Origin of the sequence: Streptantibioticus cattleyicolor NRRL 8057 = DSM 46488 (assembly GCF_000240165.1) — a bacterium.
Taxonomy (GTDB): domain Bacteria; phylum Actinomycetota; class Actinomycetes; order Streptomycetales; family Streptomycetaceae; genus Streptantibioticus; species Streptantibioticus cattleyicolor.
In genome coordinates this window covers 1,542,842-1,562,475 of the sequence record NC_017586.1, presented here as the reverse complement: position 1 = coordinate 1,562,475, position 19,634 = coordinate 1,542,842, and the positions used below count along the sequence as shown (strand labels likewise).

Annotated in this window: 22 protein-coding genes; 10 read left to right on the top strand and 12 right to left on the bottom strand. The window is 71.3% G+C overall.

The features are described 5' to 3' along the window. Positions 1–14: 14 nt before the first annotated feature. From SCATT_RS06675 to SCATT_RS06665, 3 genes are read right to left on the bottom strand one after another with little or no spacing between them, the layout of a single operon-like run. Entirely contained in the window at positions 15–260 is a 246-nt protein-coding gene (locus SCATT_RS06675; protein WP_014142200.1) for a DUF397 domain-containing protein, read from the bottom strand. A gap of 19 nt (positions 261–279) precedes the next feature. Further along, positions 280–525, bottom strand: a complete 246-nt coding sequence (locus tag SCATT_RS06670; RefSeq protein ID WP_014142199.1) for a DUF397 domain-containing protein — start codon at positions 523–525, stop codon at positions 280–282. After that, a complete protein-coding gene (locus tag SCATT_RS06665; RefSeq protein ID WP_014142198.1) occupies positions 522–1,355 on the bottom strand; it encodes a helix-turn-helix domain-containing protein in 834 nt (277 codons plus the stop codon). Before SCATT_RS06665 ends, SCATT_RS06670 begins: the two co-directional genes overlap by 4 nt. A 112-nt stretch (positions 1,356–1,467) precedes the next feature. On the opposite strand from SCATT_RS06665, the gene SCATT_RS06660 reads away from it, so the two are divergent. Then, complete coding sequence (locus SCATT_RS06660) at positions 1,468–1,863, top strand: ATP-binding protein (protein ID WP_014142197.1); 396 nt, start codon at positions 1,468–1,470, stop codon at positions 1,861–1,863. Between the two features lie 122 nt (positions 1,864–1,985). After that, positions 1,986–2,834: a class I SAM-dependent methyltransferase gene (locus SCATT_RS06655; protein ID WP_014627611.1), complete on the top strand. Its 849-nt coding sequence runs from the start codon at positions 1,986–1,988 to the stop codon at positions 2,832–2,834. Positions 2,835–2,958: 124 nt separating this feature from the next. Here the strand turns inward: SCATT_RS06655 and SCATT_RS06650 are convergent, their stop codons facing one another. Then, complete coding sequence (locus SCATT_RS06650; RefSeq protein ID WP_014142195.1) at positions 2,959–3,624, bottom strand: MSMEG_1061 family FMN-dependent PPOX-type flavoprotein; 666 nt, start codon at positions 3,622–3,624, stop codon at positions 2,959–2,961. Between the two features lie 379 nt (positions 3,625–4,003). On the opposite strand from SCATT_RS06650, the gene SCATT_RS06645 reads away from it, so the two are divergent. Then, positions 4,004–4,360, top strand: a complete 357-nt coding sequence (locus tag SCATT_RS06645) for a hypothetical protein (protein ID WP_014142194.1) — start codon at positions 4,004–4,006, stop codon at positions 4,358–4,360. A gap of 1,369 nt (positions 4,361–5,729) precedes the next feature. Continuing rightward, on the top strand, positions 5,730–6,197 hold the full coding sequence (locus SCATT_RS38900) for a hypothetical protein (protein WP_014142191.1): 468 nt from the start codon (positions 5,730–5,732) through the stop codon (positions 6,195–6,197). 114 nt (positions 6,198–6,311) lie between these two features. Here the strand turns inward: SCATT_RS38900 and SCATT_RS06635 are convergent, their stop codons facing one another. Continuing rightward, positions 6,312–6,704 carry a toxin-antitoxin system YwqK family antitoxin gene (locus SCATT_RS06635; protein WP_231905043.1) on the bottom strand — a complete coding sequence of 131 codons (393 nt, stop codon included), beginning with the start codon at positions 6,702–6,704 and terminating at the stop codon, positions 6,312–6,314. 399 nt (positions 6,705–7,103) lie between these two features. Here SCATT_RS06635 and SCATT_RS06630 point away from each other — a divergent pair, with 399 nt between their 5' ends. The 5 genes from SCATT_RS06630 to SCATT_RS06610 all read left to right on the top strand — a co-directional run bounded on the left by SCATT_RS06630 (position 7,104) and on the right by SCATT_RS06610 (position 11,638). Then, positions 7,104–7,295, top strand: coding sequence for a hypothetical protein (locus SCATT_RS06630; protein ID WP_014142189.1), 192 nt, complete (start codon positions 7,104–7,106; stop codon positions 7,293–7,295). Further along, positions 7,279–7,803 carry a DUF6879 family protein gene (locus SCATT_RS06625; protein ID WP_014142188.1) on the top strand — a complete coding sequence of 175 codons (525 nt, stop codon included), beginning with the start codon at positions 7,279–7,281 and terminating at the stop codon, positions 7,801–7,803. The genes SCATT_RS06630 and SCATT_RS06625 overlap by 17 nt, the downstream gene beginning before the upstream one ends. Then, on the top strand, positions 7,800–8,630 hold the full coding sequence (locus tag SCATT_RS06620; protein ID WP_014142187.1) for a helix-turn-helix domain-containing protein: 831 nt from the start codon (positions 7,800–7,802) through the stop codon (positions 8,628–8,630). Before SCATT_RS06625 ends, SCATT_RS06620 begins: the two co-directional genes overlap by 4 nt. Before the next feature lie 285 nt (positions 8,631–8,915). After that, positions 8,916–9,815, top strand: a complete 900-nt coding sequence (locus SCATT_RS06615; protein ID WP_203232773.1) for an IS5 family transposase — start codon at positions 8,916–8,918, stop codon at positions 9,813–9,815. 215 nt (positions 9,816–10,030) lie between these two features. Continuing rightward, the gene (locus tag SCATT_RS06610; protein ID WP_231905207.1) at positions 10,031–11,638 is read left to right on the top strand and encodes an IS1182 family transposase; all 1,608 of its coding nucleotides are present in this window, start codon (positions 10,031–10,033) and stop codon (positions 11,636–11,638) included. Positions 11,639–11,750: 112 nt separating this feature from the next. Here SCATT_RS06610 and SCATT_RS06605 read toward each other — a convergent pair whose 3' ends face one another. Next, positions 11,751–12,353, bottom strand: coding sequence for a DUF2867 domain-containing protein (locus tag SCATT_RS06605; RefSeq protein WP_014142184.1), 603 nt, complete (start codon positions 12,351–12,353; stop codon positions 11,751–11,753). Positions 12,354–12,516: 163 nt separating this feature from the next. Here SCATT_RS06605 and SCATT_RS06600 point away from each other — a divergent pair, with 163 nt between their 5' ends. Beyond that, a complete protein-coding gene (locus tag SCATT_RS06600) occupies positions 12,517–13,080 on the top strand; it encodes a TetR/AcrR family transcriptional regulator (protein WP_014142183.1) in 564 nt (187 codons plus the stop codon). 345 nt (positions 13,081–13,425) lie between these two features. Here SCATT_RS06600 and SCATT_RS06595 read toward each other — a convergent pair whose 3' ends face one another. The 6 genes from SCATT_RS06595 to SCATT_RS06570 all read right to left on the bottom strand — a co-directional run bounded on the left by SCATT_RS06595 (position 13,426) and on the right by SCATT_RS06570 (position 19,551). Further along, positions 13,426–13,995 carry a DJ-1/PfpI family protein gene (locus SCATT_RS06595; protein ID WP_014142182.1) on the bottom strand — a complete coding sequence of 190 codons (570 nt, stop codon included), beginning with the start codon at positions 13,993–13,995 and terminating at the stop codon, positions 13,426–13,428. Positions 13,996–14,080: 85 nt separating this feature from the next. Beyond that, on the bottom strand, positions 14,081–14,926 hold the full coding sequence (locus SCATT_RS06590; RefSeq protein WP_014142181.1) for an ECF transporter S component: 846 nt from the start codon (positions 14,924–14,926) through the stop codon (positions 14,081–14,083). Further along, on the bottom strand, positions 14,923–16,536 hold the full coding sequence (locus SCATT_RS06585) for an ABC transporter ATP-binding protein (RefSeq protein ID WP_014142180.1): 1,614 nt from the start codon (positions 16,534–16,536) through the stop codon (positions 14,923–14,925). Before SCATT_RS06585 ends, SCATT_RS06590 begins: the two co-directional genes overlap by 4 nt. Then, positions 16,533–17,693, bottom strand: a complete 1,161-nt coding sequence (locus tag SCATT_RS06580; protein WP_231905042.1) for an energy-coupling factor transporter transmembrane protein EcfT — start codon at positions 17,691–17,693, stop codon at positions 16,533–16,535. The genes SCATT_RS06585 and SCATT_RS06580 overlap by 4 nt, the downstream gene beginning before the upstream one ends. Then, a complete protein-coding gene (locus SCATT_RS06575; protein WP_014142178.1) occupies positions 17,666–18,322 on the bottom strand; it encodes an SCO2322 family protein in 657 nt (218 codons plus the stop codon). Before SCATT_RS06575 ends, SCATT_RS06580 begins: the two co-directional genes overlap by 28 nt. Beyond that, positions 18,319–19,551 carry a prenyltransferase/squalene oxidase repeat-containing protein gene (locus tag SCATT_RS06570; RefSeq protein ID WP_014142177.1) on the bottom strand — a complete coding sequence of 411 codons (1,233 nt, stop codon included), beginning with the start codon at positions 19,549–19,551 and terminating at the stop codon, positions 18,319–18,321. The genes SCATT_RS06575 and SCATT_RS06570 overlap by 4 nt, the downstream gene beginning before the upstream one ends. Positions 19,552–19,634: the final 83 nt, after the last annotated feature.

Below are 19,634 nucleotides of genomic sequence, written 5' to 3'. Positions count from 1 at the left end.
CCCCGACCGCCGCGTTACGCCTGCGCGGCGGCGAACTCCACGAACGCGGCCCAGGCGCTCGCCGGGAAGGCGAGCGCGGGGCCGTCGGGGTCCTTGGAGTCGCGGACGTGGACGGTGTGGGGGTGTATGGCGACCTCGACGCAGTCGCCACCGCTGGAGTCGCTGTAGGAGGACTTGCGCCAGTCGTAGGCGACTTCGATGCAGTTGCCGCCGCTGGAGTCGCTGTAGCTGGACTTGAACCACTGCAAGCTGTCGCTCATAGTTCTCCCGCCAACTGCGTTACGCCTGCGCGGCGGCGAACTCCACGAACGCGGCCCATGCGCTTGCCGGGAACGCGAGGGCGGGGCCGTCGGGGTCCTTGGAGTCGCGGACGTGGATGGTGTGGGGGTGTATGGCGACCTCGACGCACTGGCCGCCGTCGGAGTCGCTGTAGGAGGACTTGCGCCAGTCGTAGGCGACCTCGACGCACGCGCCACCGCTGTCGTCGCTGTAGCTGGACTTGAACCACTGCAAGCTGTCGCTCATAGTTCTCCCGCCAACTGCTCGATGAGGGCCAGGGATTCGTCCGGGCTCAGGCACTGCGCTTGGATCATCGCATACCGCTGGAAGAGCTCGGTTACCGTTTCCGGCTTGCGTACCAGGATGCTCTGGCGCTGCGACTCGATGTAGACCAGGTGCTCGTGGTCCGGGGTCTCGATGAGCCTCATAGCGCCTCCAAGGCCCGCGTGTTCGCCTCGGGCGCCGCGTCCCAGCGGCATCACCTGAATCGTTACGTTGCGCCGCTTCGAGCACTCGGCGAGGTGGAGAAGCTGCCGCTTCATGATCTCCGCGCTGCCGATCGTCCGCCGCAGCACGGACTCGTCCATCACGAAGTTGAGCAATGCGACCGGATCGCGGTCGAACAGCGCCTTGCGAGCCATGCGTGCTTCGACCAGTTCCTCGACGCGCTCGTCGGGCAGCGGCGGATAGCCGCAGGAGATGAGCGCTCGCGCGTACTCCTCCGTCTGCAAAAGGCCCTCGACCACCAGCACTTCGTACGTCGACAGGCTCAGCGCGGACATCTCCAGCTTCGCCGCGTCCTTGAACTGCGCCGGGTACCGGTCCAGCACGAGGTACTTGCCAGCGAGCTTCAGGACGCCGGTGCCGCCGGTCAGAACTTCGTCCAGCCCGGCGAGAGCCTTCTCGCTGGGCGCGCTCTTGCAGGTCTCGATGGCGCTGATCGCCGAGCCCGTGTAGTTGATGCGCTTGCCGAGGTCCTCCTGCGAGAGTCCGGCCTGTTGTCGTAGTGTTCGGGTCATCGCGGCGAGGTACTGCATGGTCGGCGACGCCGTTTCCTCGTTGTCGGCCCGGGTCATTTCGGACACCCCCTCAAGTGGTCCCAAGCGCCGTTCGAGCACAACCGCGAGTAGCGGACGATCAGCGCTCCGTCACTTCCCAAGGCTAGCGGCGGGGTCCGACAGTGGTCCCATGGATTCGGGAAGCCAGCACCTCTACGAGTGGCGGATGTGGTTCACGCCGCTGCCGCATTCGGCCGGCCGGGCCCGTCGTGAAGCCCGCGACGCGCTCCGCGGCTGGGGCTGCCGGAGGGAGGACGCCGAGGCGGTCGTCCTGGTCGTCAGCGAACTGGCCACCAACGCGATCCGCCACGCCCGCGCCCGGGGGCGGCTGTTCGAGGTCCGGCTGCACTACCTCGGCGACGTCTCCGACCCCAGCACCGCCCACCCCCGCGAGACGTACCCCGACGACGACGCCGAATCCGGCCGCGGCCTCCTCCTCGTAGCCGCCAACGCCGAAAAGTGGGGCTGGCGCCCCTGCCCGACCGGCAAGACGGTGTGGGCAAGGGTGCGGCTGCCGATCTGTTGATCCGGACGTAAAGGGCTCCACGCGGGAAAAGGCGAGGTGCCGTGTCCGCACTCGCCGCATTCGCTCCAGGCGCCTATCGTGGCAGGTATTGCTTGCTCCGCCTCCCATCGAAGGAGGGCGACATGGTCCGACGTTCCGAGGACCACGAGCGTCCGGTCGAGCGGCTTTATGACACGGCCTCAGAACTGCTGGCCAAATCGTACGATGCGAATCTCCATTTCGGCTACTGGGACGACTTCGGGAACGGGTCGCTGGCCGCAGCCGCCGAACGCATGACGGACCAGGTGATCGAGCGCATCCGGGTAAATCCCGGACAGCGCGTGCTGGATGTCGGCTGCGGCACCGGCACCCCGGCGCTGCGCCTGGCCCGGGCCCGTGGCGTGGAGGTCGTCGGCATCTCCATCAGCCGGCGCGAAACCGACGGCGCCAACGAGCGCAGTCGGCGCGCGGGCCTGGCACGACGAGTGCGTTTCGACCACGCGGACGCCATGGCACTGCCGTACGCCACGGCGTCCTTCGACGCGGTGTGGGCCATCGAGTCGATGAGCCATATGCCGGACCGCGCGAAGGCGTTGGGCGAGATCGCCCGGGGCCTGCGCCCCGGGGGCCGACTCGTGATCGCCGACGGATTCCTGCACGGGACCGGCACAGGACCGAGCAACCCCGTCATGGACAGCATGTGCGCCGCGTTCCGGATGCATTCCCCACCCACCCTGGCGGGATATGAGGATCTGCTGGCCTCCGCCGGGCTCCGGCTCACGGAGAGCACCGACCTCTCCCGTCACGCCCGGCACTCGATGGCCCGCCTGACCGAAACCCTGAAAGGGGATTCGGCGGAGTTCGCCCGCGTCCTGGGGCGGGGAACCTTCGTACGCCTTATGGAGTCCCTGTGTGAAGCCGACGTTACCAAGATCGTCGGATACGCGCTCCTGACCGCGGAACGCACCGCCGACCCCCGCAACTCCGGCTGAGCCCCTGGCCTCCAGCGCCTCCTTCGACGTTCCCGACAAGCCCGCGGCACCCGGCTTCGCCCACGTCCTGCACAACAACACCCTGGCGGCGGCCGTGGCCCAGGCCGCGAAGACAGGGCGGCGATCACTCGTAACGCAGGCGCAGCGACTCCCGTTCGGCCTCCTCGATCTGGTCGGTGGTCAAGCCCGGCATGTTCAGCTGAGCCAACGTCACCTCGGCGCTGGTCGGCTGGGCCTCAGCAGGCACCCACCGCTCCGGTTGCCAGGCGTTGGCGCGCATCAGCGACTTCGGGCAGTGTGGATAGACCTGCTCCACCTGCACCACGATCGCCGTGACCGGCGGCTTCCCCACGGGTGTGAGTTGGGCGAGCAGCTCCGGGCGCGCCGAGACGCAGGCACGGCCATTGACGCGCAGCGTGGTCGGGCGGCCGGGAATGAGGAAGAGCAGTCCGACACGTCCGGACTGCAACACGTTCTGCATCGTGTCGAGCCGCTTGTTGCCCGTCGCGTCGGGGATGACCACGGTCCGCTCGTCGAGCACCGAGACGAACCCCGCCGGGCCGCCACGCGGCGTCACATCCGCCCGGCCCTCGGCGTCCGCACTGCCGATGAACACCAGCGACGAACAGCCGATCAGCGCCCGGGTCTCCTCCGTCAGGCGGTCGATCTCCTTGCGAAGCGCGCTCGGGCCCGGCGGCGGGTAGAGCTCACGCAACTGGTCCGGACCGGTGAGGGCGTCCGCCCGGAGCGATTCGAAGAGCGAGCCGGCGACGCCAGTGTCGATCGTCATACGGACGACCCTAGAAGACGACCGAGACAGTGCGTGGGTCAGCGCTCAACTCGCCTGTGTTGACCGGGTCGTTACTCCTCGGCGTAGTCGGAAGAACGCGGCATTGCCATGCCGGCCCGTACCGATGCGGATCTCATCGAGCGGGCACCCGTCAGGGACAGCGCGGCGCCCGCTTCGTCCCGCTGCCATGCCGGGCCGAGGAGTCCGGTCAGCGGCGGCCCGAGGCAGAGGCCAGCGCGGGCGGACCACCGCCGGATCCGCACCACAGGCGGGCGCACGGACGCCCGCACCGGTGCCCTCCGAAATTCGTACGGCTTCCGCCCATCGCCTGCCGTAGGGTCCCCATGGCAGGCCCTTCCACGAAGACGGAAGCAGCGGCATGACAAAGCTCATTGCGCTCACCAATGACGAAACGCCGAACGACTTCGACTGGTTCGCGACACGTGGCCTGTTCGAGCCTATCGCCGAGTCCATTCTCCAGCGGATCGAGGACGGCGCCCTCCGGGAGAAGATGCGGGCCCAAAAGGTGTCCGGCTACATCTTTGTCGAACATCTTCCTCCCGAGGTGCGGCACAAGATTCTGGTGGCTCTGCGGGACGAGCTTCCGGAGTTCGTCGACACGGTGCTGTATCCGCCGCCGCTGGACGAGAAGAACCTTGACCCGATCTTCGTGGAGCGGGCGAAGTCGCTGGCGCGCATGGCGGCGAAGCGGCTGGAGAGGGACGCCTCCGACTGATCCGGGGGGCCCGTCTCCGCTGTCCGGCGGCCCACCGCCGCCACTCCGCAGTCGGCTTTCGAGGTCGTCCACGACCCAGTTCGCCCAATGCTGCGTGATGTGCGGGCGGACTCGGTCGGCGAGGATCTGAAGGGCGGGCGACACCGACCAGTGGGTGTAGCTGGGGGGGGCTGGATGACCTGCACGTCGGTGTACCAGGCGGCTTCCTCCCCAACTCCCCGACGGCCGCCCCCCGGAACGCGCATTCACCCCAACGGCTCGGCGCCGAAGCTGAATACGGTCATCAGGCAACTTCGTTCACGATTCTCTGTGTTCAGCATTTCTGTGCCGGGGAGATCCTTGAAATCCTTGGCGGGGAGTGTGTCCGACAACGTCGCAGCGTTGGCAGGAGGTGTGTCGAGACACCGTCCGACACGCCGGGCCGGCCCCCGCGGTCACGTGATCCGACGCATCACGGCACGCGTAGCCGTTACGTTCCGCTCCTGGATGATTACGGACAGCAGGATGACGGCATTGTCTTGCCGGGGATGGACGCGACGCCACACCGCCCCGGCGTCCGATTCGCGTGGGGGGGCACCGCCCCCACGTCCAGGAGGGAATGCCGTGAGCATCACCGAAGAGCAGGTCGCCGAAGCCTTCGAGTCCGGTCCCCCGATCATCCTGGCGCCCGGTCCACGCACGACCGAGCGCACCGCGCCCGAGCCCGACGAGGTCTGGGACCTCCCCAGCGGCATCGCCCGGATCTACCACGGCGAGGGCAACACCCACCTCACCCGCCCCGTCCTGATCGCGGACGGCTTCAGCGTCGGTCCCACCGACCTCAACCTCACCTGGGAACTCCTGGAGTACGGCCCGTTTCCGCTCCTGAGCGAGATCCGCCGCCGGGGCCGCGACGTCGTCCTGGTCGGCTACCGCGAGCGCAGCGCGTCGATCCTGGAGAACGCCGAGACGGCGATGGCGGCCGTCATCGAGGTGATCGACCGCCGTACCGGCGACCACCCGCTGACCGTCGGCGGCTTCAGCATGGGCGGCCTGGTCACCCGGTACGCCCTCGCCAAACTGGAGACGGTCGGCATCGACCACCAGACGCAGCTCTACTACTCCTGGGACAGCCCGCACACCGGCGCCTGGATCCCCATCGCCCTCCAGGCGTTCGCGCACTACATCAAGAAGCTCAACGCGGGCTTCTCGAACCAGATCAACAGCCCGGCCGCCCAGGAACTCCTCTCGCAGCACATCGCGAACTGGGAGGACAAGGCCGCCACCAGCGAGCGGCGCCTCGCGTTCCTGCGCGCGCTGGAGGAAGTCAGCAACTGGCCCCGGGCGAGGCAAACGCGACTGATCGCCCTCGCCAACGGCCCGGACACCGGTGTCGGCAACGGCATCCGCCCCGGAGCCGACGCCCTCAGTCGGAGAAGGGGCCAACATCTCCGGTACGAAACTGCGCACCCAGTCCGAGGGCGAAAGCCAACTCGTCGCCAACCTCCGCGTCCTGACCAAACCCAACCGCGAGGTCCACACCAACGGCCTGCCCGACATCGACGGCGCCCCCGGCGGCACCCTCCCCGGCTTCGGCCTCCTCGCCGACAAACTGAACGACCTCCCGGGCCTGCTGGGCCTCCGCGTCAGCAACCCCATCCGCGAACACTGCTTCGTCCCCGCCGTCAGCGCCGCCGCCCTACGGCAGCCGGACACCCACGACGACCTCTACACCCCGATCAGCGATGATGAACTGGAGGAGGGGCCCTTCCACGCCGTCAAATTCGCCTCGCAGAGCGAAACGCACACCCTGGTCACCGAGGAACTGGCCACCTGGTTCCTGGACCAGCTGCCGTAAGTGCGATCGCCCCGCCGCCGGACACCGTCGGCGGCGGGGCCCATGGCGATGGTCGCGGTCCGCCCGGCGACGCGTTTTCGTCCTCGCTGGAGATGCCCGTGAGCTTGAGTGTGATCACCCCTGCGAACTCCGCTGCGGAAGCGGATCCCCCCGCTCGGACCACCGCCGGATCCGCACGACACACCCCGTGCCCGCCTCGTCGAACACCTTCTCCTCGGCCAACTCCCCGTTCACGTGCCACATCCGCCAAGGCCCCACCGGAATCCCCTTCCGGACCACCCCCTCACTCAACTTCCCGCCCCCCGGAAACCACTCCACACTCGGCCCGTCCTCGAACCCGTCCCGGTAGGTCGTCAGGGCCACCATGACGTCGCCGTTCATCTCGGTCACCTCGCCGGTGAAGTACTCGCCGCGATAGGTGACGCGGGAGTCCAGCTGGCTTTCGAGTTCCGGGTCGTCGGTGTCTACGCGGATCATGAGGCTGCTCCGTAAAAACGTCGATGACATCCGGCTTCGCGTCGGGGCGGGGCGTGGGGCATGCTACAGGGACGCGAAGAAGGGCCGGGGATCGGCCGAAGGATGCGGGAGCCGGGCACGACGGTCGTGGACGAGTACGTGCAGATCACGGACGTTGACGGTCTGCTGCCGGACCCGCGGGATCTGTTGGCGACAACCGATTGGTCTTCTCTCGAACATGCCTGTGGGTCGGCCGAAGGAACCCCTGCTGTGCTGGCCGGCCTGTTGGCCGACGACGCGATGCCTCGGTTTCGGTCACGAGCCCCGCGTCGGCCCGTGCCCGGTTTCCCGTTACGTCAACCGAGATCGCTTGACCGGCGTGCCGCGCCCTCGGGAGCATCGAGCCGGACACGGGGTACTGACGGCAGCGGGTGGAAGGGAACCTGGACCATGAAGGTCACCAAGCTGGTCAGCACGTGCGACATCAAGGAGTGCCCGACGATCTACGCCACGGATCGAGGCACCCTTCTGGTGCAGGGCGGGACGCCCACCGATCACGGGCTTCGGATTCCCGCTCACGAGGCGCTTGTCGAGATCCCGGTGGAACTGATCCGGAAGGCCGTCCGTGACAACCTCATCTAGGAACCTCGGCGACCTCTTCGACACGTTCGAGCGTGAGGCGTTCCGCCTCGAAACCCTTGACGACTACAGCAACTCCGGGAACAGCGGAGCCTATCGCTCCTTTCTCGCCGGAGACCCGCAGCCGCTCGACTACAACGCGGACTGGGTCGAAGAACTTCGTTCGCACACCGAAAGAGGAAAACGGGTCTACCGGGTCCACGTACTCTCACGCCCACTCACCGACTACCTCCGGTTCGAGCTGGGTTGGGGCTACCGGAAGAACATGTCCGGCGGTGAGGAGTTCTTCATCCTGGACACGACCGACGGACCGAACCCCCTGGACGGCGTTCCCGACTTCTGGCTCTTCGACGCCGATTCGGCCGTCGTCATGAGCTACGACGGAACTGGCACGTACCTCGGTTCGGAGGTCCAGCCGGCGGAACGCACCCGGGAATTCGTCCGGTACCGGGACATGGCGCTCGCCCGAGCGGAGCCGTTCACCGACTGGTGGGCCACGTACGGGGCGTGAACGGGGCGCATCTCGGGTCCGCGCTGCGGGCACTGCGTGTGGCATCCGGCAAGGAAGCCAAAGCGGTGGCCCGCAGCGCCCTCATGTCTCCGTCCAAGCTGTCCAAGATCGAGAACGGGAAGCTGGCCGTCGGCGCGACGGATGTGGAGCGCATCCTGTCCGCGATCGGTGTCTCGGACGAGGTCAAGGCGGAGTACTCGGAGGCGGCCCGGGCGTCGGCGACGGAAGCGACGGCATGGCGTCTTCTGAAGCGCATGGGTGTCCACAAGGGACAGCTGGCCGTCAAGGCGCACGAGGCCCAGATGTCCTCGCTCCGGTTGTTCCAACCGGCCTTGGTGCCGGGGTTGCTCCAGACGCCGGAGTACATCCGGGCAGTCCTTCGGCGGCACCGTCTGAGCGACGACGCCCTCACCCGCACGATCAACGGCAGACTTGAACGGCAAACAGTCCTCTACGGCGAGGGAAAGTCGCTGCGGTTCATCGTCACGGAACCGGTCCTGCGATGGCGCATCGTCCCGCCGCAGATGATGGCGGCGCAGCTCGACCGCCTCCTTTTCGTTTCACGCCTCGCCCATGTCGACATCCGTGTGGTCCCGCTGGAAATCCCGCAGAACGACATCGCGAACCACGCGTTCGTCATCCGCGACGATCGCGTGGTCACCGTGGAAACGGTCCATGCCGAAGTGGTCGTCACGGACCCCCGGGACGTAGGGCTCTACGTCGATAAATTCGCCGGGTTCGAACGGGTGGCGCTGTCCGGTGACGGCATGCGGAGCTTGGTCGAGGGCATCCGCGACGACTTCTTGCGGGAACGGGAAACATGGTAGTGCCTCGCTCGTCGTCCGCCGACGATGGTGCGGGGGCGGCCCGGTGCCGTCCCGGTACTCAACAGGCGGGAGTGGGTAACAATGGGTAAAAGGGAATTCGAGAACGCGGGAGAAGCCTGGGATCCGGAAGCCAACCAGGACCAGGTGACCGACCCGGACGCCCGTGTCAGGCCGTGGCCACCATCAAGGCCCAGGCCGGGGTCCCCCTCGCCTGAGAAAGTGTTGGGTAATTGATCGACTGCTTGGTGTGATGCGGTGCCGGTGGTCTTCGCGCTCTGGAGGCCCATGAAGATCACCGGCACGTGTGTCTGTTCGTGTAAGCCTTCGTATGACTCGTCGTTGACGGATGCTCAGTGGGCGGTGATCGAGCCGCTGCTGCCGGAGCGGGATCCGCGACGGGGTGGCCGTCCGCTGAAGTTCCCGCGGCGGCTGATCGTGGACACCGTGTTGTACGTGCTGGTCAGCGGATGTGCCTGGCGGCTGGTGCCGCACGATCTGGCCCCGTGGGACGCTGCCTACCGGTGGTTCCGCGCCTGGACGGCGGACGGCACGTGGGACCGGGTCCACGACGCGCTGCGCGATCGGGTCCGAGTGGCCGACGGCCGGGATCCGCAGCCCTCGGCGGCGGTGCTGGACTCCCAGTCGGCCCGCAGTCACCAGGGCGGGCAGGCGATCGGCTACGACGCGGGCAAGCGTGTCCGGGGTCGCAAGCGGCACCTGCTCGTGGACACCTGCGGACTGGTGCTGCGGGCCGTCGTGCACTCGGCCTCGGTCCAGGACCGGGCGGGTGCGAAGCTGGTCCTGGCGGGTGTTCGTGAGCTGTTTCCGCAGGTCGGGCTGGTCTGGGTCGATGGCGGCTACGTCAATGTGATCGACGCCGGCCTGGTCGGCTGGGCAGCGGAACACGAGGGCCTGGAGATCGTCGCGGTACCCCGGAACGCGGATGTGAAAGGCTTCCAGGTGCTGCCCCGCAGGTGGGTGGTGGAGCGGACATTCTCCTGGCTGGGGCGGTGCAGACGGTTGGCACGGGACTACGAGCGCAAGACCGCGCACGCAGAGGCGATGATCAAGGTCGCGATGATCCGGCTGATGGCCGCGCGTCTCGCCGGCGAGGAGATCGAACCACACGGCCCCATCGAGACCGAAGCAGCACGCCGCCTCGCCGACGACCTCATGAACGAGTAGTCACCCGCTTACCCAACACTTTCTGAGCTTGACTCTGTCGGGGATCTTGGTGTTCGGCTGCGGGTGATCATGGTGGTGCGCCAGTCTCGCGGGTGCATGATGATCGCGAGATGTCCGAGGAGTGCGAGATGTCGGTCCGTCCCCGTCCGGGTGCCGAGGTCCCGGATTTGACAGCGAGGATGGCGCGGGCCAGCAACCCCGTTGGTACGACGGCGATGTGGGTGCGTGACCGTCTCGACGGCCTGTGGCGGGACGAGGACTTCGCCGACTGGTACCCGCGCGACGGCAGGCCCGGGCTGTCGCCGGCCCAGTTGGCCACGGTGAGCGTGCTGCAGTTCGTGCTGGGCCTGTCCGACCGCGATGCCGCCGAGGCCGTGCGCTGCCGCATCGACTTCAAATACGCCCTTGGCCTCGAACTGGACGACCCCGGCTTCCACCACAGCGTGCTGACCGACTTCCGCGACCGCCTGCTCCAGGACGGCCGGGCGGACCGCCTCCTCGACCTCGCCCTGGCACGACTGAAAGGGGCTGGCCTGGTCCGAGAGCGCACCACCCAGCGCACGGACTCCACCCACGTCCTGGCCACCGTCCGCGACCTGACCCGCCTCGAACTGGTCACCGAGGCCGTGCGCGCGGCCCTGGAAGAACTCGCCCGCACCGCCGACCACGCGCTGGACGGCCTGGTCGGCGAGGACTGGGGCCGCCGCTACGGCCGACCGGTGCGCCTGGGCAAGAACCCCACCCGGCCCAAGACCCGGATCAACACCACCGGCGACGACGCCCGCCGCCTGCTCGAACACCTCGGCCGCAACCACCCCTCCCTGCTCGGCAGGCCCCAAGTCCAGGTCCTGCGGCAGATCCTGGTGCAGAACTACTACTGGGACCCCGTCGGGCGCCTGCGCTGGCGCGACGATGACGACGCCAGCGGCCTGCCGCCCTCGGCCCAGCGGATCGTCTCGCCCTACGACCCGACGGCCCGCTACGCACGCCGCGGGCAGGTCACCCGCTGGACGGGGTTCCTCGCCCATGTGACCGAGACCTGCTCCGACGACGGACCCAATGTGATCACTGACGTGGCCACTATGCCGGCGACCAGCGCCGACACCGAGGTCCTGCCCGGCATCCACAGCCGGCTGGAGCGGCGGAGCCTGCTGCCCGACGAGCATCTGGTCGACGGCGGCTACACCTCCCTGCCCCACCTGGAACAGGCCCAGCGTGGACACCGTGTCACCGTCGTCGGGCCACTGCCGGGCAACCCCACCCGCCAGCACCGCCGCGGCGAGGGCTTCGCCCGCGACGACTTCCGGATCGACTTCGACCGCAAGGAGGTCACCTGCCCGCAGGGCCAGGTCAGCGCCGGCTGGCACGGCCCCTACCCGACCTCCTCACCGACCGCCGCTCCACTGATCATCGCCCGCTTCACCAAGAGCCAGTGCCAGCCCTGCCCGGTCCGGGCCAAGTGCACCAGTTCCCGCGACGCCCACCGCTCCGTGGGCTTCCCTCCGCGCGAGCTGCTCGAACTGCAGTTGCGCAACCGCGCCGACCAGCAGGATCCGGCCTGGCACAAGCGATATGCGGTCCGCTCCGGAATCGAGGGCACCATCTGCGAGTTCGCCCACGGCCATGGCATGCGCCACTGCCGCTACCGCGGGCAGGCCAAGGCACACCTACAGCACGTACTCACCGCCATCGCCGTCAACGTCGAACGCCTCAGCAAGCAGGCCCCCGGCGAAAGCGCGCCCCCACGACCGCCGACAGCCTTCCAGGACCACCTCGACCAGCAAGGCATCCCGCGCCTACGTTCCTGGCGAGCCGTCAGCTGAGAGGACGGCAACCAAGATCCCCGACAGAGTCAAGCTGAGACGTCGCCCCGGACGGAAGAAGCGCCCCCGCACGCCCGTGTGGGCTCGCGTCCGGCTACCGCGCACGGCCCCGCTACCTCGCCCGGGCGCGCGGGCGCCCTCGGTCGAGCCAGGCGCGTTCCCACTGGCGCGTCAGCGCCGGATAGACGATCAGGTGCCGGAACGGCTTGATCGCGGCCATGTATACCCGGCCGAAGAGGCCGTTGGGCTTGGTGAGGACGGCCATCCGCAGTTCGTGGTCACCGTTGTCGGCCGGGGCCCATCCCAGGTGGCAGATGGTGTGGACGGTCCTGTTGGCCAACTCGTCGGCGGATTCGTCGTGGAGCTGGTACACGATGGTGAACGGGGTGTCCGGCGCGGCCGTTCCGGTCAGGGGCCCGCGCAGGTCGTCGGGGAGGCGGTCGCGCAGGGGCCGTGCCCGACCGTCGAGGCCGGCCCCGGGGGCGTCCCAGCCGAGGAGGGCGCCGAGTTTCCAGCGGGCCGCGAACAGCAGGCGGACGAGAGGTGGTTGGGTGCTGAGGCCGCCGGCCGCCCGTAGTGCGGCGAGCATCGCGGGGAAGTCGTCGGGGCCGGCGCCGGGGGCGCGGTAGGACCACACGTCCTCGACCCGGAAGTCGGGGGCGAGGTCGTGGATCCGCCACGGTAACGAGGTGTGGGCGGCCTTCGGGAGCCTCATCGCCCGGCCCGCCCCGGCTGGAGCCGGGACGGTGGGAACGCGACGGATTCGACGGTCATCGGTGTCTCTCCCGACGTCGTTGTATACGGTTGCGTACAACAGTCAAGCTAGCCCGGTTGTACGGTGGCGTACAGCGGGGGTGGGCCGTGAGAGGAGACACACCGTGGGCGCGAGGCGCACACCGCGCGATGCCTGGGTCGAGGAGGGGCTCCGGGCGCTCGCCTCCGGAGGCGTGGACGCCGTACGGGTCGAAGCCCTCGCCAAGGCGCTCGGCGTTACCAAGGGCGGGTTCTACGGGTACTTCGCCGACCGCGACGCGCTGCTGGCGGCGATGCTGGAGACCTGGGAGCGGGAGAGCACCGCCGACGTCCTCGAACGCGTCAGAGAACTCGACGGCGACCCGCGGGAGAAGATCCGGCTGGCTGGCCAACTCACCCTGTCCGCCGACCGGTTGCTCCCGATCGACCTCGCCGTCCGCGACTGGGCCCGGCGGGACGAGGCCGCCGCCGCGTGCCTGCGCCGGGTGGACAACGCACGCATGGCGCTGCTGCGCGAGATGATCGGCACCTTCTGCGACGACCGCGACGAGATCGAGGCCCGCGGCCTGCTCGCGTTCAGCCTGGCCATCGGCAGCCACTTCCTCGCCGCCGAGCACCCCGGCCGCACCCCCGCCGAGGTCCGCGCCATGGCCGCCGACATCGTGCTGGGCCGACCCCGCGGTCGCTGACAGGTCGCGGTGCCGTCCAGGCTCACCCTGCCGGGGCTCGCGGCCAGCACCACGGTGACCCCCATCAACACCGCCTGCCACGGGCGCACCCGGTCCCCCAGCGCCCACCCCACCTGGCCCAGCGACACCACGGCCCAGCCGATCCCGGCCCGTACCGCCCACAACACCGGCGCCCGGCGGCTCACCGTCTCCACCGGCGCCCGCAGCCGCACCACGGGCCGGGCCTCGGACTCCGTCCGCTGCGAGGATGTCTTCACCCCGCCAGTCTCACCGGCCCCGGAGGCCGGTTCCCAGATCAGCGTGTCCCGACTCGGCCGGGACAATTGTCCCGACCGCGGACGGACGTCACTCCGTCACCGGCGCCGTCTTGCGGAGCACCTCCAGGAAGGCCCGCATCCAGGCCGGGTGGTCGGGCCAGGCGCGGGCGGAGACGAGGGGGCCGTCGGTGACGGCGGGGGCGTCTTCGAAGGTGGCGCCGGCGGCGGTGATGTCGGGGTGGAGGGCGGGGTAGGCGGCGGTGCGGCGGCCGGTGAGGACGCCGGCGGCGGCGGTGATCTGGGGGCCGTGGCAGATCTGGGCGACGGGCTTGCCGGCGTCGAAGAAGTGCTGGACGATCCGCTGGAGGTCGGCGTCGTTGCGCAGGTATTCCGGGGCCCGGCCGCCGGGGACCACCAGGGCCGCGTAGCCGGTGGGGTCGACCTCGGCGAAGGCGAGGTCGGCGGGCCAGGTGTAGCCGGGCTTCTCGGTGTAGGTGTCGAAGCCGTCCTCGAAGTCGTGCACCACGAACCGCAGTTTCCTGCGCGCCGGGGCCGCGATGTGCACCTCGTACCCCTCCTCGCGCAGCCGCTGGTAGGGGTAGAGCACCTCCAGCGACTCCGCCGCGTCGCCGGTCACCAGCAGGACCTTCACCGTCATGGTCACGCACCGCCTTACGGGGTCGTACGAGCGAGCCGTCGTGACGCTCAACGTCCCCCATGACCACGGCGTGCCGCAAGGACGCCTACGGCGCGTCGGATCCCTCGGGGGCGAAGGAGACCGGGGCGGCGAAGGCGGCGCGGCGGGTGGCGCGGCGCAGCGCGGCGAGGATCGGCGCGCCGAGCACGAAGGTGAGGACCGCGGTGACCACGGCGCGCGGGACGTCCCAGCCGAGCGAGGTGGCCAGGCAGTAGGTGAGGAAGCGGACCAGGTTGTCGCCGAGCGGCGCGCCCGGGACGTACGACACGCCGGAGCCGAGGCCCGCGATGTACGGCCAACCCTGGAGGTTCATCACCGTGCCGTACAGCAGCGAGGAGACCACCCCGTACAGCGCGAGCAGCGCCAGTTCGCCCTTGCCGCGCAGGGTTTCGGGACGCGGCAGCAGGCCCGCGCCCATCGAGACCCAGCCCATGGAGAGCATCTGGAACGGCATCCACGGCCCGACCCCGCCGGTCAGCAGCGCGGAGGCGAACATCGACAGCGCGCCGAGCACGAAGCCGAAGCCGGGGCCGAGCACCCGGCCGGAGAGCACCATCAGGAAGAACATCGGCTCGATGCCCGCGGTGCCCGCGCCCAGCGGACGCAGCGCCGCGCCCACCGCCGCCAGCACCCCGAGCATCGCCACCGCCTTGGCGTCCAGCCCGGTGTCCGCGATGGTGGCGACCACGACCGCCAGCAGCAGCGGCAGCAGCGCGGCGAAGAGCCACGGCGCGTCGGTGCTGTGCGCCAGCCCGGACCCCGGCGCGGCCAGCAGCGGCCAGCCGAACGCCACCACGCCGATCGCCGAGACCAGCACCAGCGCCGCCACCGAGCGGGCGCCCAGCCGTACCGCCCGCACCCGGCGCCCGCCGCGCGCCTTGGTGCCCGTCACGGCCGGGCCTCCAGCGCGTCCGTGACCTGACGTACCGTCAGCCACGGTCCCTCGCCGACGACCTTGGCCACCTGCGGGGCGAACGCGGGGGAGGAGACCACCACGTCGGCGGTGGGGCCGTCGGCGACCACCTCGCCGTCGGCCAGGACGACCACCCGGTCGGCGAGTTCGGCGGCCAGTTCCACGTCGTGGGTGGCGAGGACGATCCCGTGGCCCAGCGCGGTCAGCCGCCGCAGTTCGGCCACCAGCCGGGCCTTCGCCGGGTAGTCCAGGCCCCGGGTCGGCTCGTCGAGCAGCAGCAGCGGCGGGCGCGCGGTGAGCACCACGGCCAGCGCGAGCGCGAGCCGCTGGCCCTCGGACAGGTCCCGGGGGTGGACGTCGTCGGCGACCCCGGGCAGCAGCTGGGCCACCAGCGTCCGGCAGGTGCCCGGGGCGGCCTGCGCGTCCTGGTCGGCCGCCGCGCACTCGGCGGCCACCGTGTCCGCGTACAGCAGGTCGCGCGGCTCCTGCGGCACCAGGCCCACCTTGCGCACCAGGTCACGCGGGCGGCTGCGGTGCGGGACGAGGCCGCCGACCCGTACCGTGCCCGACGCCGGCTCGTGCAGTCCGGCCAGGGTCGACAGCAGCGTGGACTTCCCGGCGCCGTTGCGTCCCATCAGCGCCACCGCCTCGCCGGCCCGCACCGTCAGCCCCACCCCGCACAGCGCCTCCAGGGCACCGCGGCGCACCACCAGCCCGGCCGCCTCGGCCACCGGATCGCCCGGGGCGGGACGCGGGCGCGGCACCGGGGCGAGTCCGGCCAGCCGCTCGCGCAGCGGACCCGCGGCACGCCGGGCGTCCCGTATCGACAGCGGCAGCGGCGACCAGCCGGCCACCCGGCCCAGCTCGACCACCGGCGGCACCATGGGGGAGCGCGCCATCACCTCGGCGGGGGTCCCGGTCACCGGCGGCTCACCGGGGCCGGGCAGCCAGATCACCTGGTCCGCGTACTGCACCACCCGTTCCAGCCGGTGCTCGGCGAGCAGCACGGTGGTGCCCAGGTCGTGCACGAGCCGCTGGAGCACCGCCAGCACCTCCTCGGCGGCGCCCGGGTCGAGCGCCGAGGTCGGCTCGTCGAGCACCAGCACCCGGGGGTGGACGGTGAGCACCGAGCCGATCGCCACCCGCTGCCGCTGGCCGCCGGAGAGTTCGGCGATCGGCCGGTCCCGCAGCGCGGCCAGGCCCAGCAGGTCCAGCGTCTCCTCGACGCGGCGCCGCATCACCTCCGGGGGCAGGCCCAACGACTCCATGCCGTAGGCGAGTTCGTCCTCCACGGTGTCGGTGACGAAGTGCGCCAGCGGGTCCTGGCCCACGGTGCCCACCACGTCGGCCAGTTCACGCGGCTTGTGGGTGCGGGTGTCGCGGCCGGCCACGGTGACCCGGCCGTGCAGGGTGCCGCCGGTGAAGTGCGGGACCAGTCCGCCGACCGTGCCCAGCAGGGTCGACTTGCCGGTGCCGGATCCGCCGACGAGCAGGCACAGTTCGCCTTCCGGCACGGTGAGGTCGACGCCGTGCAGCGCGGGTGCGGCGGCGCCGGAGTAGGTGACGGAGACGTCCGCGAAGCGGATCACCGGGTGGCTCCCTTCTCCAGGTGGGGGGTGGTCGTGCGGTACGCGACGGTACGCGGCCCGGCGGCGGCGAACGCCGGGACCAGCCCGGCCAGCAGCGACAGCAGCGGCCACAACGGCACCGCCGGGGCGGTCAGCGGCACCGCCGGCGGATCGAGCCCGGCCGGGTCGTAACCGGCGGCCCAGATCGTCAGCGCGGCGACCGCCACCCCGGAGGCCGACACCAGCCAGGCGCGTACCCCCCAGCGGTCCGGGCGGTAACGGGTGCGTACGCTGCGCCGTCCGCCCAGCCACAGCCCGCCGAGCGCCGCCGCGAGGCCGAGGGCCAGCACCGGCAGCCCGAACCCGGCGCCCTCGGCGGCCAGCAGCCCGTACGTCCCGGCGCACACCCCGAGCAGCCCGCCCACCGTGAGCACCGCCGTCAACCGCCGGACGGCGGGCGGCACTTGGGCGGTGCGGCCGTATCCGCGCGCGTCCATCGCGGCGGCCAGCGCCACCGACCGTTCCAGCGCGCCCTCCAGCACCGGCAGCCCGACCTGCGCCAGCGCGCGGAGCCCGGTGTCCCGGCGGCCCCGCATCCGGCGGGCGGCCCGCAGCCGCCGGACGTCCGCGACGAGGTTGGGGGCGAACGTCATCGCCACCACCACCGCCACCCCGGCCTCGTAGAGCGCGCCCGGCAGCGACTTCAGCAGCCGCGACGGGGACGCCAGCGCGTTGGCCGCGCCCACGCACACCAGCAGCACGGCCAGCCGCATCCCGTCGCACCCGGCGAAGGCCAGCGCCTCGGTGGTGACCTGGCCGCCGATCCGCACCCCGTGCGCCCACCCGGGCAACGGCACGTGCGGCAGCGTGAAGAGCACATGGGTGCCCGGGATCGGCGAGCCGAGCACCACCGCGAAGAACAGCCGCAGGACCAGCACCGCCAGCCCCAGCTTGAGGAAGGCACCGTAGGAGCGGGCCCACGGCGCCCGGGTGCGGCAGACGGCGACCACGTACCCGGCCACCGCCGCCAGCACGGCGAGCAGCACCGGGTTGGTGGTGCGGGAGGCCGCGGTGGCCAGCCCGAGCGCCCACAGCCACCAGGCGCCCGGGTGCGTCGCGGAGCGGGCCGGGCCGGCGGACGGGCGGCCGGTCACGGTCGCCTGCGGCGGGCCTGCCACACCGCCGCGCCGCCCACCACCACGACCACCGCGATCCCGGCGAGCAGCCCGGCCGACGGACCGCCGGAGCCACCCGGGCGGGGCGGGGCCGCCGACGCGGTGGGGTGCGCCGGGGCCGGGCTGGAGACCTGTTCGCCGCAGCCGGTCTGCGGATAGCCGGCGATGGCGCACAGCATGCCGGCCGAGTTGTAACGCAGCGGCTTGGCCACCGTCGCCACCGCCTCGGCGGCCGTGCCGTCGACGGGCAGCCGGGCGCAGGCGGTGTGTTCCTGCGGCGGGGTGTCGCCGGCCGGGGCGTCCTCGGGCACCCCGAAGTCCAGCACCAGCGCGACGCGTTTCATGCCGTCCTTGGCGGCGGTGCCCGCGCAGATGGTGTCGAAGTCGGCCGGGCCGCGCGGCTTGGCGGCGCTCGCCGAGTCGGCGGTGACGGCGAACCGCCACCCCTCCACCGCGCCGTCCTTCGGGGTGGTGGTCGCCGGGCCGCTCTGCGCGAACCGCCAGGTGGCGTGGTCGCGTTCCCAGAACGACCAGTAGCGGTAGCCGGCGGCGTGCGCGGGGGCGGCCAGGACCGGCAGGGCCGCCGTCGCCAGGGCGGTCGCCGCGACCGCGTGCCGTACGCGCACCGTCACCGCCGCTTCCGGTTGCGGAAGCTGAGCACCCAGCCGATGCCGGCGCCGGCCGCCAGTCCGGCGCCGACGAACCACCACACCGGCACGCCGCCGGACTTGGCGGACGCCTGCTCGGGCGCGGCGGAGGGGGTGGCGGCGGCCGGGCGCGGGCCGAGGGCGGTCAGCTCCCGCACCAGGTCGGTGCCGTGGGCGTCGTGCGGGCTGGAGCCGACCGCGCCGGCCGCCAGCACCAGCGAGCCGAGGGCGGCGGGGTTGCCCTTGGCCCAGCTGGTGGCGTTCTTCGCCAGCCAGTCGTAGGTGGTGCGGGCGGCCGTCAGGTGGCCGCCGGCGGCGAGGGCGAGCACCGCGTCGGCGGTGGTGCCGTAGTCGGGGGTCCGCTGGTCGGAGCCGGGCTGGGCGGCCGTCAGATGGCCGCCGCCCTTGGTGAGCTTGTCCGTGAGGTAGGCCGAGGCGGCGTCGGCGGCGGCGGAGGCGTCACCGTGGCCGCCGGGGCAGGAGAACGGCTTCGGCGCCCGGTCGGTGGCCGGGGCGGTGAGCAGGTAGCCCTTGCCGAGCAGGGCGAAGGCGGCGTCCGCGGTGGCCTTGTCGTTGGCGGCGAGGGCGCCGGAGGGGGCGGGCTGGTAGGCGAAGGCGCCGCGGTCGGCGGCCTGGGCGCCCTTGGTGTCGCAGTCGATCTGGAAGGCGCGCAGCGCGGTGACCGCCCGCGGGTCGGGGGCGCCGGCCGCGGCCAGCGCGCCGATGACGACGGCCGTGGAGTTGGCGTCCGTCGGCGCCTTCGGCTGGAAGCCCCAGCCGTGGTCGGCGTGGCGTATGGAGGTGAGGTAGCCGGTGGCGCGGTGCACGGTGTCCTGGTGGCCGCCGAGCGCGGTGAGCGCCTGCACGGCCAGCGCGGTGGAGTTGACGTCCTCGGTCTTGGCGTCGCACGGCTTGCCGGTGTCGGCCCGGTAGGCGGCGAACCCGCCGTCGGCGCACTGCTGTCCGGCCAGCCACGCCACCGCCTCGCGGGCCGGGGTCACCCCGGCGGCGTGCAGCGCGAGCAGCGCGGTGGACTGCCGCCACACCCCGTCGTACGTCGGGTCGGCGGAGCCGTAGAGCGCGGCGGGGGGCTTTCGCGGGGCGGCGGACAGGCCCGGGGCGGCGGTGGCGTTGGCGGCCGTGGCCATGCCGAGTACGGCGGTGGCCAGGGCCGCGGCCACGCGGCGGGTGGTCACGGCGAACGGGACAGCCATGGCGAGCGGGGAGCCTTTCGACGAACGGGAAGCCGGCGGCGGCCGGCGCGGCGGCAGCGGCGTGCGCGGCCCCCCTATTGTCG

Excerpts from the sequence above, each read along its gene's own strand:
- SCATT_RS06610 (WP_231905207.1), top strand. The coding sequence starts at position 10,031 with ATGTGGGTGCGTGACCGTCTCGACGGCCTGTGGCGGGACGAGGACTTC.
- SCATT_RS06660 (WP_014142197.1), top strand. The coding sequence starts at position 1,468 with ATGGATTCGGGAAGCCAGCACCTCTACGAGTGGCGGATGTGGTTCACG.
- SCATT_RS06630 (WP_014142189.1), top strand. The coding sequence starts at position 7,104 with ATGAAGGTCACCAAGCTGGTCAGCACGTGCGACATCAAGGAGTGCCCG.
- SCATT_RS06655 (WP_014627611.1), top strand. The coding sequence starts at position 1,986 with ATGGTCCGACGTTCCGAGGACCACGAGCGTCCGGTCGAGCGGCTTTAT.
- SCATT_RS06670 (WP_014142199.1), bottom strand. The coding sequence starts at position 525 with ATGAGCGACAGCTTGCAGTGGTTCAAGTCCAGCTACAGCGACGACAGC.
- SCATT_RS06605 (WP_014142184.1), bottom strand. The coding sequence starts at position 12,353 with ATGAGGCTCCCGAAGGCCGCCCACACCTCGTTACCGTGGCGGATCCAC.
- SCATT_RS06595 (WP_014142182.1), bottom strand. The coding sequence starts at position 13,995 with ATGACGGTGAAGGTCCTGCTGGTGACCGGCGACGCGGCGGAGTCGCTG.
- SCATT_RS06615 (WP_203232773.1), top strand. The coding sequence starts at position 8,916 with ATGAAGATCACCGGCACGTGTGTCTGTTCGTGTAAGCCTTCGTATGAC.
- SCATT_RS06650 (WP_014142195.1), bottom strand. The coding sequence starts at position 3,624 with ATGACGATCGACACTGGCGTCGCCGGCTCGCTCTTCGAATCGCTCCGG.
- SCATT_RS06645 (WP_014142194.1), top strand. The coding sequence starts at position 4,004 with ATGACAAAGCTCATTGCGCTCACCAATGACGAAACGCCGAACGACTTC.
- SCATT_RS06570 (WP_014142177.1), bottom strand. The coding sequence starts at position 19,551 with ATGGCTGTCCCGTTCGCCGTGACCACCCGCCGCGTGGCCGCGGCCCTG.
- SCATT_RS06675 (WP_014142200.1), bottom strand. The coding sequence starts at position 260 with ATGAGCGACAGCTTGCAGTGGTTCAAGTCCAGCTACAGCGACTCCAGC.
- SCATT_RS06635 (WP_231905043.1), bottom strand. The coding sequence starts at position 6,704 with ATGTCATCGACGTTTTTACGGAGCAGCCTCATGATCCGCGTAGACACC.
- SCATT_RS06665 (WP_014142198.1), bottom strand. The coding sequence starts at position 1,355 with ATGACCCGGGCCGACAACGAGGAAACGGCGTCGCCGACCATGCAGTAC.